Origin of the sequence: Amycolatopsis sp. 505 (assembly GCF_031625235.1) — a bacterium.
Lineage (GTDB): Bacteria > Actinomycetota > Actinomycetes > Mycobacteriales > Pseudonocardiaceae > Amycolatopsis.
In genome coordinates, this window is the sequence record NZ_JACKQP010000004.1 from 392,385 (window position 1) to 407,967 (window position 15,583).

Sequence of the window (15,583 nt, forward strand, 5' to 3'; positions counted from 1 at the left end):
CGGGCAGCCCGCACGGCGCCTGGGCGGAAGTGTCACTCGACTGTGACGGATTTCGCCAGGTTGCGCGGCTTGTCGATGTCGTAGCCCAGGGTCAGTGCCGCGTGGTAGGCGAGCAGCTGCAGCGGGATGGTCAGCAGGATCGGGTCGAGTTCCGGCTCGGTCTTGGGCACCACGATCCGCGGGACGTCGAGTTCGCCGAAGTCGACGTCCGCGTGGGTCACCGCCAGGACCGCGCCGCCACGGGCCTTGATCTGCTGGACCGCGGCCAGGTTGCGCTCGGTCAGCTCGTCCGACGGCACGACGGCGACCGTCGGGAGGGCTTCGTCGATCAGGGCCAGCGGGCCGTGCTTGAGCTCGGACGTCTGGTACGCCTCGGCGTGCCGGTAGGAGATCTCCTTGAACTTCTGCGCGCCCTCGCGGGCCACCGGGTAGCCGCGGACGCGGCCGACGAAGAACAGGCTCTTCGCGGCGGCGACCGTCTTCGCGTGCTGGGCGATCTCCGGCTCGAAGTCCAGAATGGACTTGATCTGGCCGGGCAGCGCGCGGACGGCGTCGATGATCCGCTGACCGTCCGCATTGGACAGATCGCGCACCCGGCCGAGCGCCAGCGCGATCAGGGCGAACCCGACGGCCATGTTGGTCAGCGCCTTGGTCGAGGCGACCGCGATCTCCGGGCCGGCGTGCAGGTAGACGCCGCCTTCGCAGGCGCGGGCGATGGTCGAGCCGACCACGTTGACCAGGCCGACGACCCGGCCGCCCTTGCGCTTGATCTCCTCGACGGCGAAAGCGGTGTCGATGGTCTCCCCGGACTGGCTGACCGCGACGTAGAGCGTGTCGGCCTCGATGATCGGGTTGCGGTAGCGGAATTCCGACGCGGCTTCGGCGTCGGCCGGGATCCGGGCGAGTTCTTCGATCATCGTCGCGCCGATCTGGCCGACGTAGTACGCGGAGCCGCAGCCGAGGATCTTCACGCGGGCGAACCCGCGCAGCTCCCGCGGCGTCAGGTTGAGCCCGTCCAGCCGGGCGACGCCGAACCGGTCGTCGAGGCGGCCGCGGATGATCCGCTCGACGGACTCGGGCTGCTCCTGGATCTCCTTGGCCATGTAGTGCGGGTATCCGCCGAGGTCGAGGTCCTCGGCGTCGATGTCGATCTCGGTGGCGGGCTTGGTGGTGTCGCTCTCGTCGACGGTGAAGGTGCGGTAGCCGGTGGCGAAGACGGTCGCGAACTCGCCGTCGTCGAGGTGCGCGACCTGCGAGGTGTGCCGGACGAGCGCGGCGAGGTCACTGGCGACGAACATCTCCCGCTCGCCGACGCCGATGATCAGCGGCGAGCCGTTGCGCGCGATGACCAGCCGGTCCGGGTGCGCGCTGTCGGTGACGGCGATCGCGTACGTGCCGGTGACCCGGGAGACCGCCTCGACGACGGCGTCTTCCAGGGTTTCGGCGGCCGAGCGTGCGATCAGGTGGGCGAGGACCTCGGTGTCGGTCTCGGACGCGAGGGTGACGCCGGCGTCGGCGAGCTGGGCGCGCAGGGTGTCGGCGTTGTCGATGATGCCGTTGTGGACGACGCAGATCCGGCCGTCTTCGGAGGTGTGCGGGTGCGCGTTGGCCTCCGACGCGGGGCCGTGCGTGGCCCAGCGCGTGTGCCCGATGCCGGCCTTGCCGGTGAGCCGCTTGGGCAGCGCGGCGGCGAGGTTGCGCACCCGCCCGACGACCCGGTGGACCTGGGCGGTGCCCTTCGCGCCGAGGACGGCGATGCCCGCCGAGTCGTAGCCGCGGTACTCGAGCCGGGTCAGGCCTTCGAGCAGGATGGGGGCGGCGTTCTGGCCGCCGATGTAGCCGACGATCCCGCACATGGGGAGACCTCTTCCTAGCCGTAGACGATGCGGCGCAGCTGCCGCTCGGAGAGGACGGGCGCGGCCACCAGCCGCCCGCGGAGCTCGCCGGCGATCAGGGGGAAGATCTCGGGGTTCTTCCGCCCCTGGGCCTGCAGCTCGGCGTGCCGGCGGCGCACGTAGTCCTCGGTGGGAGTCCGGTAGAAGGCCAGGACGTCGTCGACGACGCGGGCGGCGACCCCGGGTGGCAGCCCGGTGGACGCGGCCACGCGCTCGACGATGTCGGTGTCCTCCACGCGGGCCATCATGCCTCTTCTGGTGGCGAACCCCAAATTCCTGCCCGAAATCGGGCAAGTTCTACCTGGTTGGACACTTTCCGTGGCCGTGGCCGTGGCCGCGGCCGCGGCCGCGGGCGGGGACGTGCGACAAGACGAGATCTGGGACGCCGACGCCGCCGAACGCTACGACACCCCGGGCCGCGGGAGGTTCGCCCCCGAGGTCGTCGGGCCCGTCGTGGAGCGCCCGGACGGCGGGCGGGCGCTGGAGTTCGCCATCGGGACCGGGCGGATCGCCGTCCCGCTCGCCGAGCGCGGCGTGTCCGTGACCGGCATCGAGCTGTCGGAGCCGATGCCGGCCCGGCTGCGCGCGAAGGCGGCGATCCCGGTGGTCGCGCGAACCTGCCGACCCAGGACGAGCAGGTGGCGTGCTTCCCCAACGCGGCCCGCCACCTGGAGCCGGGCGGCCGGTTCGTGATCGAGCTGGGCGTCCCTGTGTCCCACCACTTCACGTTCGGCTCGGGACGGCAGGCGCGGGCTCCGCTTCGACCAGCGGAAGGCGCACGCTCGCGTGCGGGATGACGCCCAGCTCGGCCAGCGCGGCCTTGGCGTTCGCCGCGGCCGTGCCGGACCGCATGAGCCGGTCCGTCAGCGGGATCAGCTCGTCGTGGATCGCGCGCGCCTTCCCGAGGTCGCCGTCGCGGACGGCGCGGATGAGGTCGGCGGTGCGCTCGGCCGCCACGTTGGCCACGACGCTGACCAGGCCCGCGGCGCCGCACGCCAGGTACGGCAGGTTGAGCTCGTCGATGCCGCAGTAGTACGCCAGCGACGTCCGGCTCAGCACCGTCATCGCTTCGGACAGGTCGCCCTTCGCGTCCTTGACCGCCCGGATCCGCGGGTGGCCGGCCAGCTCGATCAACGTCGCCGCCGTCATCGCGACGCCGGTGCGCGCCGGGACGTCGTAGAGCATCACCGGCAGCTCGGTGGCGTCCGCGACGGCCAGGCAGTGGGCGAGCACGCCGGCCTGCGTCGGCCGGGAGTAGTAGGGACAGACGAGCAGCAGCGCGTCGGCGCCCGCCGCCTCGGCTTCGCGGGCCCGGCGGACGCTCGAGGCCGTGTCGTGGGTGCCGACGCCGGCGATCACGCGCGCCCGGTTCGCCACCTGGGCGGCCACGGCCCGGACGAGGCCGGCGGACTCGGCGTCGGAGAGGGTCGGGGACTCGCCGGTGGTCCCGCCGACGACGAGGCCGTCGCACCCGGTGGCCAGCAGGTGCTCGACGAGCCGGGTCAGGCCGGGTGCGCTGAGCGCGCCGCCGGGCTCCATGGGGGTCACCATCGCGACGAGGTTGGCGCCGAATTCGGTCATGGTCCGACCGTGCCGGGTGAAACTGCTGCGGTCCAGCGATGCTTTTTTGCCGATATTGCGTAGTTTGGCTTTACTAATCCGGCCAAAGTAGGCCGGCCCCCCACGCGGCAGGTAACCCGTTGCCGCGAAAGTCATCCGGCCGTGACTGCGGTCGGATTGGTAAAGATCGGCACAGCATGATTGAGGTGGGTGCACTGCGGGCGTTGCGCTCCGTGGCGGCGCTCGGGACGCTGGCGCGGGCGGCCGAGGAGCTGGGGTTCACGGCGTCGGCGGTGTCGCAGCAGATCAAGCGGCTGGAACGGCAGGTGGGCGTCCCGGTGCTGGCGCCGGCGGGCCGCGGGGTGGTGCTGACCCCGGCGGGCCGGGCGATCGTCGACTCGGCGCCGGAGGTGTTCCAGGCGCTGGAGCGCTGCGCCGAAGCCGCCCAGTCGGTCTCGGAAGGCGCACCGCGGGGCACGCTCCGGGTGGTGGCGTTTTCGACGGCGATCCGCGGCCTGCTGGCGCCCCTGATGCCGCGGCTGGCCTTCCCGGAACTGCGCGTGGAGGTCACGGAGCAGGACCCGGACGAGGCGTTGCGCAGCGTTCTCGCGGGGACCGCCGACCTGGCGCTGGTCCACGACGCCGACGGGTTGCTGCCCACGCCGTTGCCGCCGACGCTGGTCCGGCGGTGGGTGCACACGGACGTCGGCGACGTGGTGGTGAGCCGCACGCACCCGCTCGCGGAGGCCGGAGCACCGCTGGACGAGCATTCGCTGGCCGGGCACGCGTGGGTGACCAGCCCGCCGGGAACCGTTTGCCACCAATGGTTCCGGCGGTTGTTCGCGGAGGAGCCCGATGTGCGTCACCGGGTCGACGATTTCGCGACGCAGCTGTCGCTGGTGGCGTCGGGGCAGGTGGTGGCGTTGGTTCCGAGGCTGGCGCGGCCGCCGCTGGGGGATGGCTTGATCGCGCGGCCGCTTCGACGGCCGCCGAAGCGGGAGGTGCACGCGGTGTGGCGGCGGAGCGCGGAGGCCAGCCCGGCCATCCGGGCGATGCTGGCCGAGCTGGATCCGGTTGCGTGTGTTGAGGGCGGGGCTTCGGCCGGTGCTGGGGTCGGGGTGTGACGGGAGCCGTTCGGGCCGGGCATCGGCCGGGTCGTGTTCGCCGCACCGACCCGTCGCTCGGACCAGGCCCTGGCCGGGGAAACGTCAGTCCTTGAAGGCGTCTTCGGCGCTCGGGTAGGTCGGGAAGAAGTCGGCGAGGCCGATCAGCCCGAAGGTCCGGCTCAGCCGGGCCGGAACCGCCGCCAGTGCGACGCCCGCGCCGGCCGCCTCGGCGACGTTGCGGGCCGCGATCAGCGCGGAAATCCCGCTGGAGTCGCAGAACGTCACCCCGGCCAGGTCCACCACCAGCAGCTGACCGGGCTCCAGGGCGAGCGCGGCCACCCCGGCGCGGAGGCGGGGCGCGGTCGCCACGTCGAGTTCGCCCTCGACGGTGACCACCGCCCCGGCCCCGGTGGTGCGGGTGGCGACGGAGAACGGGGTGCCGGTCACGCTCGATCGCCTCCGGGAAGCGGGATGCTCAGCGCCAGCAGCGCCGTGTCGTCCTCGACGCCGTCGCCGAAGCCGGCGAGCAGGCCGGTCACCGCCGTGATCACCGCCGGTGCCGTCGTCGGCGCCAGGCCGGTCAGGTGCGTCCGCAGCTGCTCTTCGCTGTAGCGGACGCGGCCTTGCGTGCGGGCTTCGGTCAGGCCGTCGGTGTAGAGCAGCAGAGTGTCGCCCGGGTTCAGGAAGACGTCCTCGGTGGCGAAGCGCGCCCGGGGCAGCGCGCCCACCAGCTGGCCGCCCGGGACGGGCAGGAACGCGGACGTGCCGTCGGCGCGGATCAGCAGCGCCGGCGGGTGGCCGCCGGTGGCCAGGGTGACCGCCGCGCCGTCCGCCCCGGGCCGGATGCGACCCTGGATGACGGTGCAGTAGCGCGGATCGGCGCCGCGGTACTCGTGGTGCAGCACGGTGTTGAGGCGGTCCAGCACGGTGGCCGGCTCGGGATCGTGCACCGCGGCGGCGCGCAGGGTGTAGCGCGCCAGCGACGTCACCACGGCCGCGGCGGCGCCCTTCCCGGACACGTCGCCGAGGAAGAACCCCCACGTGTCCCCGGTCAGCGGGAACAGGTCGTAGAAGTCGCCGCCGACCTCGTCGGCCGACGCCGGGTGGTAGTAGGCCGCGACCTGCACGCCGGGCACCTCGGCCAGGGCGGGCGGCAACAGGGTTTGCTGCAGCGTCCGCGCGAGCCGCTGCACCCGGTCGCGTTCGCGCTCGGCTTCTTCGCGCGCCCGCAGGAGTTCCTGCTCGTAGGCCCGCCGGTCACGGGCGTCGAAGATCGTGGTGCGGATCAGCTGCGCCTGCCCGTCCGTGCCGGTCTTGACCGTCGAGGTCACCAGCACCGGCAGCCGGCCCCCGTCGGCGGTCTTCAGCTCGAAGGCGACGCCGCCGAGCTCGCCCTGCATGCGCAGGAGCGGCGCGAAGTGCGTCTCGTGGTAGATCCGGCCGCCGACGGTGAGCAGATCGGCGAACCGGCGCCGGCCGACGACGGCGTCGCGCTCGTAGCCGAGCCAGCCGAGCAGGGTGGTGTTGATCTTTGCGATAGTGCCGTCGAGCAGCGTCGAGAGGTACCCGCAGGGGGCGTGCTCGTAGAGGTCTTCCGCGCTGTCCTCCAGCAGGGCCGAGAATTCCGGGGCCGCGCTCTCCCGACCACCCGGACCGGGGTGGTCTTCGCACATCACGGCCCGCTCACGAACGCCGTGATCGCGGCGGCCGTCGCCTCCGGCGCGCTGAGCTGCGGGCAGTGCCCGGTGGCGGCGAGCGTCACCAGGGTGCTGCCGTCGATCTGCTCGTGGGTGAACCGCCCCACCGCGGGCGGCGCGATGGCGTCGTTCTCGCACTCGAGGATCAGCGTGGGCACGGAAACCTTCGCCAGATCGGCCCGGTTGTCGGAGAGGAAGGTGACCCGGGCGAAGACGCGCGCGATCGCGGGATCGGTGCGGCAGAAGCTGTTCGTCAGCTCCTCGCCCAGCTCGGGGCGGTCCGGGTTGCCCATGATGACCGGCGCCATGGTCGCCGACCAGCCCAGGTAGTTCGACTCGAGCGAGTCGAGCAGTTCGTCGATGTCGGCCCGGCTGAACCCGCCGTGGTAGTCGCCGTCGTCGAGGTAGCAGGGCGACGGCGTGAGCAGCACCAGCTTCGCGAACCGGTCCGGTTCCCGGTTGACGGCCAGCACGGCGATCATCGCGCTGACCGAGTGGCCCACGAGAACGACGTCCCGCAGGTCGAGCTCGTGGCAGATGGCGAGGACGTCGTCGGCGTAGCCGTCGAGGCTGCCGTAGCGCTCGGGGGTCCAGGCGGAGAGGTCCGAGCGCCCGGCGCCGGTGTGGTCGAAGAGAACGACCCGGTACCGCTGCGCGAGTGCCGGGACGACGAGCCGCCAGAGGTTCTGGTCACAGCCGAAACCGTGCGCGAGCAGCAGGGTGGGGCCGTCGTCCTGGCCGGTGACGGTCACGTTGTTCCTGGCGCGCATGCTCACCGCGCACATCCTGCCACCCACCCCGCGGCCCTGCGTGCTGAGCAACGCAACCACGGTCAGCGGCGCCGCTGGGCGAAGCCGTCGAGCAGGCAGTCCAGGCCGAGCTCGAAGCGGCCGTCCGCCGTCAGGTCCGGCATGTCCGCAAGCCACGTCGCGAGCGAGTCGTCGGCCATCTCGGGTGCATACGCCTGCAGGTCCTCCGTCGAGCCGATGCCGAAACTTTCGAGCAGCACCAGCTCCCGGCTGACGCTCATCGCCGTTCCCGTCACGTAGTTGTCCAGCAGCGACGCATACGCGACGGCGGGGGACAGGCCGGCGCCGTCGAGCACCGACAGCAGGAACGCCGCCCGCCGGAGGGTGTGCGGCCCGAACGGGGGCCGGCCGTCCACCAGCTCGGCGTACCAGCGGTGCCGGCCGATCATCGACCACAGGCTGATGGCGAGCCCGCGCAGGTCGGCGCGCCAGTCGCCGCTGGGGGCGGCCGGCACCGCGACCTCGGCCGACACCGCGTCGAGCATCAGGTCGACCAGGCCGTCCTTGTTCAGCACGTACCGGTACAGCGACATCGGCGTCGACACGCCCAGCGCGTCGGCCACCGTCCGCATGGTCAGCGCGGCGACCCCGCCGGCGTCGGCGACCTCGATCGCCGTGCGCACCACCGCCGCGCGGGTGAGCGCGTTCTTCCGGCCCGGCGGCTCCGGGTGGTGCCAGATCAGCTGTGGCATGTCCGGAATATACAGCGTACATTCAAGTGTACGACGTACATTCCGATGGGGGGATGGATGCGGCTCAGGGGAATCAACTACGACACCGGCTTCGGCGGCGCGGTCGGCGACCGGTCGCGCCGGGACTTCGAGCCCGCGGTCGTGCGGCGGGAGCTCGAGATCATCGCGACCGACCTGCACTGCGACACCGTCCGGATCAGCGGCGACGATCCGAGCCGCCTCGCCCTCGCCGCACACGCCGCGGTCGATGCCGGGCTGCGCGTGTGGTTTTCGCCGTTCCCGATGGACCTCACGCCGCCGCAGCTGACGCCCTACTTCGCGGAGTGCGCCCGGCGGGCGGAGGAGATCCGGGCGCGGGACCCGGAGACCGTGCTCGTGCTCGGCTGCGAGATGTCGTTGTTCTGCACTGGGTTCGTTCCCGGCGCCGTCCTCATGGAACGCCTGCGCAACGCGATGGACCCCGCTGCCTGGGCCGGGTTCGAGCACGAGTGGGACTTCGGCGCGATGCTGCGGGACCTCGTCGAGACCGCGCGGGAGCACTTCGGCGGCCAGGTCACCTACGCCGCCGGGGACTGGGAGGAGATCGACTGGACCGCGTTCGACTTCGCGGCCGTCAACCTGTACCGCTCGGCCGCCAACGCCGAGGACTTCGCCCGGCACGTGCGGGGCCACCTGAGCCACGGGAAGCCGCTGGTCGTCACGGAATTCGGCTGCTGCACCCACCGCGGCGCCGCCGACGCGGGCGGTACCGGGTGGACGATCGTCGACTTCGAGGCCGAGCCGCGCGTGCTGAACGGCGACTACGTCCGTGACGAGGCCGGGCAGGCGGCGTACTTCACCGAACTGATGGACGTCTTCGAGGCCGAAGGGGTGCACGGCGCGTTCTGGTTCACCTTCGCCGGCTACGAATGCCCGTCCGATCCGGACCCTCGACGCGATCTCGACCTGGCGAGCTACGGCGCCGTCAGAGTCCTCAATGGACAGAGCGGAGCCGCGTACCCGGGGCTCGCCTGGGAACCGAAGGAGGTCTTCCGCGCGATCGCGGCCCGGTTCAGCCGCTGAGCGCGTCTTCCCGGGTGCTGGTGACGGCCAGTGCCTCGTGCAGGCCGGTCAGCCGGAGGGTGCGGTTGACGACGCCGTCCTCGGGCGCGACGACCCGGAGCCGGGTGGCGGTGCCGGCCGCGTGGCGCGCTTCGAGCAGCACCGTGATGCCGATGGACGCCAGGAAGGACACTTCGGACAGGTCGATCACCAGCACGTCCGGCTCGCCCGCGAGCGCGGCGGTGACGCCGTCGGCGAGGAGGGGCGCGCTGAGCAGGTCGACCTCGCCCGCGATCGCGAGCACGACCGCGCTGCCGGCGTCGTGGGCCGTCACGCGCAGGAGGTCCTGGGGGCGGACGCGGTTGCCGTCAGCGGTCACGATCACCCCTGGTCTGCATGCGCGGATCCCTTCTCTCGGTTCACTCCGGGTGGGTGGTACCCCGGGTGCCCGACGACGAAACATCCGGCAACGACCCGAACGGAGTCACCGCGCGGTGGAGCCGCCGAGCGGCATCGCGGGCAGGCCGAGCTTGCGGTGGTCCCAGGAGCGCGTTCGTTCGACGTCGAGGCGGACGGCGACCCGCTTGGTGAGCATGAATTCGACCATCGGGCGGACGTCTTCGCTGTACGGGCCGGTGTACCGCTCCCAGACGTTGACGCCGACGGCCCACAGCGCGTCCGGGTCGTCGACGATCGTGGCCCGGCCTTCGAGGGCGACCCCGCGCAGCGCGTCGTAGGTGTCGCCGGTTTCGATCAGCACGGTGACGCGGCCGTCCCGGCGCAGGTTCGCGGCCTTCTGCGACTTGGCCTTGGTTTCGAACCACAGCACCCCGTCGAGCACGGCGTACCACATCGCGACGAGGTGCGGCTGGCCCGACGGCCCCAGGGTGGCGAGGGTCGCGACGCGCTGCTCGTCGAGGAACCGGCTGACCTCGTCCGCGGACATGACGATCTGCGCGCGCTGGTTCACCCGTGCTCCTCCGTGAGAGATAGTCCAGAATGAGACTATGTCTCAGAGTGAACCGGAAGGCCTGGCCGTCCGCAAGAGGCGGGCGACGAACGCGCGGATCGCCGCGTCGGCGGCCCGGCTGGCGGGACGGCACGGCGTCGCAGGGACAACGGTCGAGCACATCGCGGCGGACGCCGAGGTCGCCCGCGCGACCTTCTTCCGTTATTACGAAGCCAAGGAAAGCGCGGTGGCGGCGGGGATCACCGGCCCGTGGCTGACCCTGGTCACGGCGGCGCTCGCCCGGCAGCCGGCCGAGCTGGCGCCGAAGGAAGCGCTGGTGGCGGCGTTCGGCGAGCTCGCGACGGAGTTCCCGGCCCACGAGGACGCGATCCGCGAGCTGGCCCGGCTGACCCGGACGTCGGCGACGCTGGCGGCGTGGACGGCGCAGACGTACCAGCGTTACGAGCGGGCCATCGCGGAGCTGCTGGCCCCGCGGTTCCGGGACGCGCCGGAGGGCGATCCGCGGCCCCGGATGCTGGCGGCCCTGGCGATGGCGGCGGTCCGCATCTCACTGGACGACTGGGTCGGCGGCGAGGGCCCGCTGCGGGACCTCATCGGCCGCGCGCTGGACGCGATCTCGGTGGCCGGGTAGGCGGCTCGCGTGAGTGGGGCCGTATCTCGCGTGGCTGGGGGTGCGACTCGCGTGGCTTGGGGGCCGTATGTGGCATGGCTGGGGGGCCGTATCTCGCATGGCTGGGCGTAACTCGCGTGATCGGGGGGCGTGTCTCGTGTGTTTGGAGGGTCGACACGCGTGTTTGGAGGCTCGACACGCGTGATTGGGGGGACGACACGGGTGGGGTCAGATCAGGGGTTCGGCTCGGTAGTGGGCGATGCGGTCGGCCAAGCCCCGGGCTGCCGGGTCGCTCCGGTGGTGGGTGAGGAGGCGCTCGAGCGGGGCCAGGCGGTCCTTCGGGCGGACCGAGCCGACCGTCCCGGCCAGGTCGACCGCCTCCGCGCCGATCCGGGTGGCTTCGTCGACGTCGCCGCGGAGGGCGTGGTTCTGGGCCAGCATGATCAGCGTCAGCGAGCGGCTCCGGGCCATGTCGGCGCCGTACCGGTCGGCGGCCGCGGTCAGCTGGGTGATCGCCGCGCCGCTGTGGCGGGCCGCCACCGCGGTGGCCAGCTCGGTCAGGACCGTGCCGCGCATGGCCGCCATGTCCGTCTCGCGGAAGAACGCCTCCCACGGCCTCGGTTCCGGCCACGAGTCCGCCGTCGCGAACGCGGCTTCGGCCTCCTCCAGTCGGGTCAGGGCCGAGTGCTCGTCGCCGGCCATCGCGCACGCCCACGCCTCGTTCGCCGCGAGGATCGCCAGGGCCCGGCGGGAGTCCGAGCGCCGCGCCGCCGCCCGGCCGCGGGCGAACTCGGCCAGCGCGCCGTCAGCATCGTGGCGGTGCAGGTGCACGCGGCCGAGCCGGTAGTGGATGTTCGCGATCAGGCTCTCGTTGCCGGCCTCGGCCGCGATGTCCAGCGCGCGCTCGAAGCGGCGTCGCGCCGGCTCGTCGCGTCCGATGTCGAACTCCGTCCAGCCCAGCAGGTTGTGCACGTCGGCCAGCACGGTGTACAGCCTGGCCCGCAACGGATCCGGGACCGTGCCCCAGTGCAGCAGCACGCTCGCCGTCTTCACCACCTGGACGGCGTCCCGGCAGAACCCGCCGCCCTGCCGGTAATCCAGGGCCCGCAGAACTCCGACGGCCGCTTCCAGCTGGGCCACGTCGGTGTCTTCGATGCCGATCGGAAGCGGAAAGCCATCACCTGTCGTCGTCACCATGACCTCACCTCGCGCAGGAGCGCACGCATGGTCGGGTTACCGGCGCAGGGGGAATACCCAGGAGCGCCCGGAAAGAAACGGCCCTCACCCGGCAGGGGGGCACAGGAACCGCGGGATCGGCAACCGGGCGCAGGCCGCCGAGCCGGCCGTCCGGCCGGCGCCGCCGGGGTGAAGCGAGGCAGACCCGACGTTCCCGGGCTTGCCGACCGGGCCGACCCGAACGGATCACGCCGGAAGTAAGCGCTTTCTCGATGATCTTTCGCCCGGCTGATCCGGTTCGACTTCTTCGAAAGTATCGGTACTTCCGGGGAAATCATTGCTGGTTGACGCCCGTCCGCGCGCGGACTTATCGTGCTTGAACCGATTCGGGGGCCCGCGAGTCCGGCCGCCGTCCGCTGCGGAGACATCACCTGCCCGGAACGGCCCCTTCGAAGGAGATCGGATGACCCTCTTGCGCACCGGCCGTCTCGCCACGGCGGCCCTGCTCCTGGTGACCGTGGCCCTGCCCGCTCCGTCGGCTTCGGCCGCAAACTCCCTCGGCATGCTGGGCGCGGACGTCTCGACCGTCCAGCGCGCGCTCGACCTCGGCGCCAAGTACACCGACGCGGCCGGGGTGGCCCGCGATCCCCTGGACATCCTGAAGGGCGCGGGCGTCAACTACGTGCGGCTGCGGGTCTGGAACAACCCGCGCAGCGGTTACAACAACAAGGCCAAGGTGCTGCAGTACGCCCGCGCGGTGAAGGCCAAGGGGCTCAAGCTCCTGGTCGACTTCCACTACTCCGACACGTGGGCCGACCCCGATACGCAGACCAAGCCCGCCGCTTGGGCGTCGCACGCCATCGGCCGGCTGCAAACCGACGTGTACGACTACACCTACGACCTCTGCACCGGCCTGAAAGCCCAGGGCACGACACCGGACAGCGTGCAGATCGGCAACGAGATCAACATCGGCATGCTGTGGAACGACGGGAAGGTCGTCGACAACGACTTCACGAACCTCAGCCTGCTGCTCAAGGCCGGCTACAACGCCACCAAGGCGTGCAACGGCGGCACCCAGGTGGTCGTCCACACCGCCGACGCCGACAGCGACGCCCACGCCCGCTGGTTCTACGACGGCATCCGGGCGAAGGGCGTCCCGTGGGACATCACCGGCCTGTCCTACTACTGCTACTGGCACGGGACGATGGCGGCCATGGCCGGCGTGGTGTCCGACGTGCGGTCCCGGTACGGCAAGCCGGTCGTCCTCGCCGAAACGGCCTACCCGTATACCACGGCCAACGACGATGGCACCCCGAACGTCATCTCGGCCGCGCAGCCGTGCGCGGGGTACCCGGCCACCCCGGCCGGGCAGGCGGCGAACTTCACCGCGGTCCAGGACACCGCCCGCGCGGCCGGCGCGATCGGCGTCTTCTACTGGGAACCCACCTGGTACGCGGTGACCGGCAACGGCTGGGACCCGGCCGACCTCGCCGGGTCCGGCAACGGCTGGGAGAACCAGGCCGTCTTCGACCGCTCCGGCCGGTTCAACGCCCAGGTCCGGTGGCGAGCGTGAAAACGCTTTCTCAAACCGCGGGGCGGCGAGCTTAACGTTCAGCAGATTGGCCGGTTTCTGTCTCGTGGCCGGTGTTCCGCCCGAGGTCCGCGTGTTACCGTGGGAGCGCTCCCAGCCTGAAACTTTCCTGTCGAGCGGTTCTCCAGGAGGTCGGTAATGAACTGGCGATTCTTCCGCGCGCTCGTGGCCGGCCTGCTGCTGGCCGCCTGCGCCGTCGTGGCGCCGGCCGGGCCCGCCGTGGCCCGAGCGGCCGCGCCCACGCGGGTGATGGCGCTGGGTGACTCGATCACCGGGTCGCCCGGCTGCTGGCGGGCGCTGCTGTGGAAGCACCTCCAGGACACCGGCCACCCGGACGTGGACTTCGTCGGCACCCTGCCCCCGCAGGGCTGCGGCTTCACCCACGACGGTGACAACGAGGGCCACGGCGGATTCCTCGCCACCGGGATCGTCCGGGACAACCAGCTGCCCGGCTGGCTGTCGGCGACGCACCCGGACATCGTCCTGATGCACCTGGGCACCAACGACGTCTGGAACAACATCCCGGCGAGCACGATCCTCGACGCCTACACCACGCTGCTGGGCCAGATGCGGGCCGCGAACCCGGCGACCAAGCTGATCATCGCGAAGATCATCCCGATGAACCCCGCCAACTGCGCCGCCTGCGGCCAGCGGGTCGTCGACCTGAACAACGCCATCCCCGGCTGGGCGCAGGCACACTCGACGGCCACGTCGCCGATCACCGTCGTCGACCAGTGGACCGGGTTCGACACCGCGGCCGACACCGGTGACGGCGTGCACCCGAACAACACCACCGGCATCCAGAAGATGGAGAGCCGCTGGTACCCGGCGCTGGTGGCCGCCCTCGGCACCGACACGCCCGCCGCGACCGGCCTGCACGTCGACGGCACCCGGATCCTCGAGGGCAACGGAAGTCCGTTCGTGATGCGCGGGGTGAACCACGCGTACGTCTGGTACCCGAGCCAGAACCGGGCCTTCGCCGACATCAAGTCCTTCGGCGCCAACACGGTCCGGGTCGTCCTCGGCAGCGGGCAGCGGTGGGGACCGACGCCGGCCGCCGAGGTCACCAGCGTCATCGGGCAGTGCAAGCAGAACCGGCTGATCTGCGTCCTGGAGGTGCACGACACCACCGGGTACGGCGAGCAGAGCGGCGCCGCCACCCTCGACCAGGCGGCGAGCTACTGGATCAGCGTCGCCAGTGCGCTGAAGGGCCAGGAGGACTACGTCGTGATCAACCTGGGCAACGAGCCGTTCGGCAACGACCAGCAGGTGAGCGCGACCTGGCCGGCGGCGACGGGCAACGCGGTCAAGCGGCTGCGGGCCGCCGGGCTGACGCACCTGCTGATGGCCGACGCGCCGATGTGGGGCCAGGACTGGCAGAACATCATGCGCGACAACGCGGGCACGGTGTTCGCCGCCGACCCGCAGCACAACACCGTCTTCTCCATCCACATGTACGGCGTCTACGACACCGCGGCCGAGATCAACGCCTACTTCGACGCCTTCCGCACCGCCGGGCTGCCCCTGGTCGTCGGCGAGTTCGGGAACATGCACACCGACGGCAACCCGGACGAGGACACCATCATGGCCCAGGCGCAGGCCCGCGGCCTCGGCTACCTCGGCTGGTCGTGGAGCGGCAACAGCAGCGACGTCGCCTACCTCGACATGACGAACAACTTCGACCCGGCCGGCCTGACGACCTGGGGCCAACGGTTCCTCACCGGCACCGACGGCGTCCGCCAGACGTCGAAGGAAGCCACCGTCTACGGCGGCGGCCAGGCGGACACCCAGGCACCGTCCGTTCCGGGCACCCCGGCCGTGTCGGGCGTGACTTCGAGTGGTGCCACGCTGAGCTGGACGGCTTCGACCGACAACGTCGGCGTCACGGGCTATGACGTCCTCCGCGCGCCGGGGGCGAGTGGTGGGACGTTCGCGGTGGTGGGTTCGACGGCGACGACGTCCTACACCGACAGCGGGCTGGCCGCTTCGAGCACGTACCGGTACCAGGTGCGGGCCAGGGACGCTGCCGGCAACGTCTCGGGCGCGTCCGGTGCCGCGTCGGTGACGACGAGCGCGGGTGGCGGGGCCGGTGGGTGCAAGGTCGCCTACTCCGCCTCGAACTGGGGCGGCGGCAACGGGTTCACCGCCAACGTCACCATCACGAACACGGGCACCGGTGCGCTCACCGCCTGGATACTGGCGTTCACCTTCGCCGGCGGCCAACAGGTGACTCCGCCCGGCTGGGGCGCCACCTTCGCCCAGTCCGGCGGTGCCGTCACCGCCAAGAACCTGAGCTGGAACGGTTCGCTGGCGCCGAACGCCTCGACCGGCATCGGCTTCAACGGCACCTACACCGGCGCGAACCCAGCACCGACGGCGTTCACGCTCAACGGCAGCGCCTGCACGACCGGCTGAGTCCATTCTGGACGGAACTCT

At 71.7% G+C, this 15,583-nt stretch carries 16 protein-coding genes; 6 read left to right on the forward strand and 10 right to left on the reverse strand.

The window, feature by feature from the left end:
• Nucleotides 1-32: 32 nt before the first annotated feature.
• Nucleotides 33-1,856, reverse strand: a complete 1,824-nt coding sequence (gene glmS, locus H5965_RS17775; RefSeq protein WP_310971116.1) for a glutamine--fructose-6-phosphate transaminase (isomerizing) — start codon at nucleotides 1,854-1,856, stop codon at nucleotides 33-35.
• Between the two features lie 14 nt (nucleotides 1,857-1,870).
• Nucleotides 1,871-2,143 carry a hypothetical protein gene (locus H5965_RS17780; RefSeq protein ID WP_310971117.1) on the reverse strand — a complete coding sequence of 91 codons (273 nt, stop codon included), beginning with the start codon at nucleotides 2,141-2,143 and terminating at the stop codon, nucleotides 1,871-1,873.
• A 70-nt stretch (nucleotides 2,144-2,213) separates the two neighbouring features.
• On the opposite strand from H5965_RS17780, the gene H5965_RS17785 reads away from it, so the two are divergent.
• A complete protein-coding gene (locus H5965_RS17785) occupies nucleotides 2,214-2,588 on the forward strand; it encodes a class I SAM-dependent methyltransferase (RefSeq protein ID WP_310971118.1) in 375 nt (124 codons plus the stop codon).
• A gap of 30 nt (nucleotides 2,589-2,618) precedes the next feature.
• Here the strand turns inward: H5965_RS17785 and dapA are convergent, their stop codons facing one another.
• Complete coding sequence (gene dapA / locus H5965_RS17790; protein WP_310971119.1) at nucleotides 2,619-3,476, reverse strand: 4-hydroxy-tetrahydrodipicolinate synthase; 858 nt, start codon at nucleotides 3,474-3,476, stop codon at nucleotides 2,619-2,621.
• Between the two features lie 176 nt (nucleotides 3,477-3,652).
• Here dapA and H5965_RS17795 point away from each other — a divergent pair, with 176 nt between their 5' ends.
• Nucleotides 3,653-4,579 (forward strand): LysR family transcriptional regulator, encoded by a 927-nt coding sequence (locus H5965_RS17795; RefSeq protein ID WP_310971120.1) that lies wholly within the window; start codon nucleotides 3,653-3,655, stop codon nucleotides 4,577-4,579.
• Nucleotides 4,580-4,663: 84 nt separating this feature from the next.
• On the opposite strand, the gene H5965_RS17800 is transcribed toward H5965_RS17795, so the two are convergent.
• The 4 genes from H5965_RS17800 to H5965_RS17815 are packed head-to-tail and all read right to left on the reverse strand — an operon-like array spanning nucleotide 4,664 to nucleotide 7,759.
• Complete coding sequence (locus tag H5965_RS17800; RefSeq protein ID WP_310971121.1) at nucleotides 4,664-5,008, reverse strand: STAS domain-containing protein; 345 nt, start codon at nucleotides 5,006-5,008, stop codon at nucleotides 4,664-4,666.
• Nucleotides 5,005-6,234 carry a SpoIIE family protein phosphatase gene (locus tag H5965_RS17805; protein ID WP_310971122.1) on the reverse strand — a complete coding sequence of 410 codons (1,230 nt, stop codon included), beginning with the start codon at nucleotides 6,232-6,234 and terminating at the stop codon, nucleotides 5,005-5,007. The genes H5965_RS17800 and H5965_RS17805 overlap by 4 nt, the downstream gene beginning before the upstream one ends.
• Complete coding sequence (locus tag H5965_RS17810; RefSeq protein WP_396136912.1) at nucleotides 6,234-7,034, reverse strand: alpha/beta fold hydrolase; 801 nt, start codon at nucleotides 7,032-7,034, stop codon at nucleotides 6,234-6,236. The genes H5965_RS17805 and H5965_RS17810 overlap by 1 nt, the downstream gene beginning before the upstream one ends.
• Before the next feature lie 56 nt (nucleotides 7,035-7,090).
• On the reverse strand, nucleotides 7,091-7,759 hold the full coding sequence (locus H5965_RS17815; protein WP_310971123.1) for a TetR/AcrR family transcriptional regulator: 669 nt from the start codon (nucleotides 7,757-7,759) through the stop codon (nucleotides 7,091-7,093).
• Between the two features lie 57 nt (nucleotides 7,760-7,816).
• On the opposite strand from H5965_RS17815, the gene H5965_RS17820 reads away from it, so the two are divergent.
• Nucleotides 7,817-8,821, forward strand: coding sequence for a hypothetical protein (locus H5965_RS17820; protein ID WP_310971124.1), 1,005 nt, complete (start codon nucleotides 7,817-7,819; stop codon nucleotides 8,819-8,821).
• On the opposite strand, the gene H5965_RS17825 is transcribed toward H5965_RS17820, so the two are convergent.
• Both H5965_RS17825 and H5965_RS17830 read right to left on the reverse strand, forming a co-directional pair.
• Nucleotides 8,811-9,185, reverse strand: coding sequence for an STAS domain-containing protein (locus tag H5965_RS17825; protein ID WP_310971125.1), 375 nt, complete (start codon nucleotides 9,183-9,185; stop codon nucleotides 8,811-8,813). The genes H5965_RS17820 and H5965_RS17825 overlap by 11 nt on opposite strands.
• A 99-nt stretch (nucleotides 9,186-9,284) precedes the next feature.
• Nucleotides 9,285-9,746 carry a PPOX class F420-dependent oxidoreductase gene (locus tag H5965_RS17830; protein ID WP_310971373.1) on the reverse strand — a complete coding sequence of 154 codons (462 nt, stop codon included), beginning with the start codon at nucleotides 9,744-9,746 and terminating at the stop codon, nucleotides 9,285-9,287.
• A gap of 61 nt (nucleotides 9,747-9,807) precedes the next feature.
• Here H5965_RS17830 and H5965_RS17835 point away from each other — a divergent pair, with 61 nt between their 5' ends.
• Nucleotides 9,808-10,401: a TetR family transcriptional regulator gene (locus H5965_RS17835; RefSeq protein WP_310971126.1), complete on the forward strand. Its 594-nt coding sequence runs from the start codon at nucleotides 9,808-9,810 to the stop codon at nucleotides 10,399-10,401.
• Between the two features lie 207 nt (nucleotides 10,402-10,608).
• Here the strand turns inward: H5965_RS17835 and H5965_RS17840 are convergent, their stop codons facing one another.
• The gene (locus tag H5965_RS17840; protein WP_310971127.1) at nucleotides 10,609-11,577 is read right to left on the reverse strand and encodes a hypothetical protein; all 969 of its coding nucleotides are present in this window, start codon (nucleotides 11,575-11,577) and stop codon (nucleotides 10,609-10,611) included.
• Nucleotides 11,578-12,019: 442 nt separating this feature from the next.
• Here H5965_RS17840 and H5965_RS17845 point away from each other — a divergent pair, with 442 nt between their 5' ends.
• A complete protein-coding gene (locus H5965_RS17845) occupies nucleotides 12,020-13,129 on the forward strand; it encodes a glycosyl hydrolase 53 family protein (RefSeq protein ID WP_310971128.1) in 1,110 nt (369 codons plus the stop codon).
• A gap of 156 nt (nucleotides 13,130-13,285) precedes the next feature.
• On the forward strand, nucleotides 13,286-15,562 hold the full coding sequence (locus tag H5965_RS17850) for a cellulase family glycosylhydrolase (protein ID WP_310971129.1): 2,277 nt from the start codon (nucleotides 13,286-13,288) through the stop codon (nucleotides 15,560-15,562).
• Nucleotides 15,563-15,583: the final 21 nt, after the last annotated feature.

Excerpts from the sequence above, each read along its gene's own strand:
- H5965_RS17815 (WP_310971123.1), bottom strand. The coding sequence starts at position 7,759 with ATGCCACAGCTGATCTGGCACCACCCGGAGCCGCCGGGCCGGAAGAAC.
- H5965_RS17850 (WP_310971129.1), top strand. The coding sequence starts at position 13,286 with ATGAACTGGCGATTCTTCCGCGCGCTCGTGGCCGGCCTGCTGCTGGCC.
- dapA (WP_310971119.1), bottom strand. The coding sequence starts at position 3,476 with ATGACCGAATTCGGCGCCAACCTCGTCGCGATGGTGACCCCCATGGAG.
- H5965_RS17845 (WP_310971128.1), top strand. The coding sequence starts at position 12,020 with ATGACCCTCTTGCGCACCGGCCGTCTCGCCACGGCGGCCCTGCTCCTG.
- H5965_RS17795 (WP_310971120.1), top strand. The coding sequence starts at position 3,653 with ATGATTGAGGTGGGTGCACTGCGGGCGTTGCGCTCCGTGGCGGCGCTC.
- H5965_RS17840 (WP_310971127.1), bottom strand. The coding sequence starts at position 11,577 with ATGGTGACGACGACAGGTGATGGCTTTCCGCTTCCGATCGGCATCGAA.
- H5965_RS17830 (WP_310971373.1), bottom strand. The coding sequence starts at position 9,746 with ATGTCCGCGGACGAGGTCAGCCGGTTCCTCGACGAGCAGCGCGTCGCG.
- H5965_RS17820 (WP_310971124.1), top strand. The coding sequence starts at position 7,817 with ATGCGGCTCAGGGGAATCAACTACGACACCGGCTTCGGCGGCGCGGTC.
- glmS (WP_310971116.1), bottom strand. The coding sequence starts at position 1,856 with ATGTGCGGGATCGTCGGCTACATCGGCGGCCAGAACGCCGCCCCCATC.
- H5965_RS17805 (WP_310971122.1), bottom strand. The coding sequence starts at position 6,234 with ATGTGCGAAGACCACCCCGGTCCGGGTGGTCGGGAGAGCGCGGCCCCG.
- H5965_RS17780 (WP_310971117.1), bottom strand. The coding sequence starts at position 2,143 with ATGATGGCCCGCGTGGAGGACACCGACATCGTCGAGCGCGTGGCCGCG.
- H5965_RS17835 (WP_310971126.1), top strand. The coding sequence starts at position 9,808 with ATGTCTCAGAGTGAACCGGAAGGCCTGGCCGTCCGCAAGAGGCGGGCG.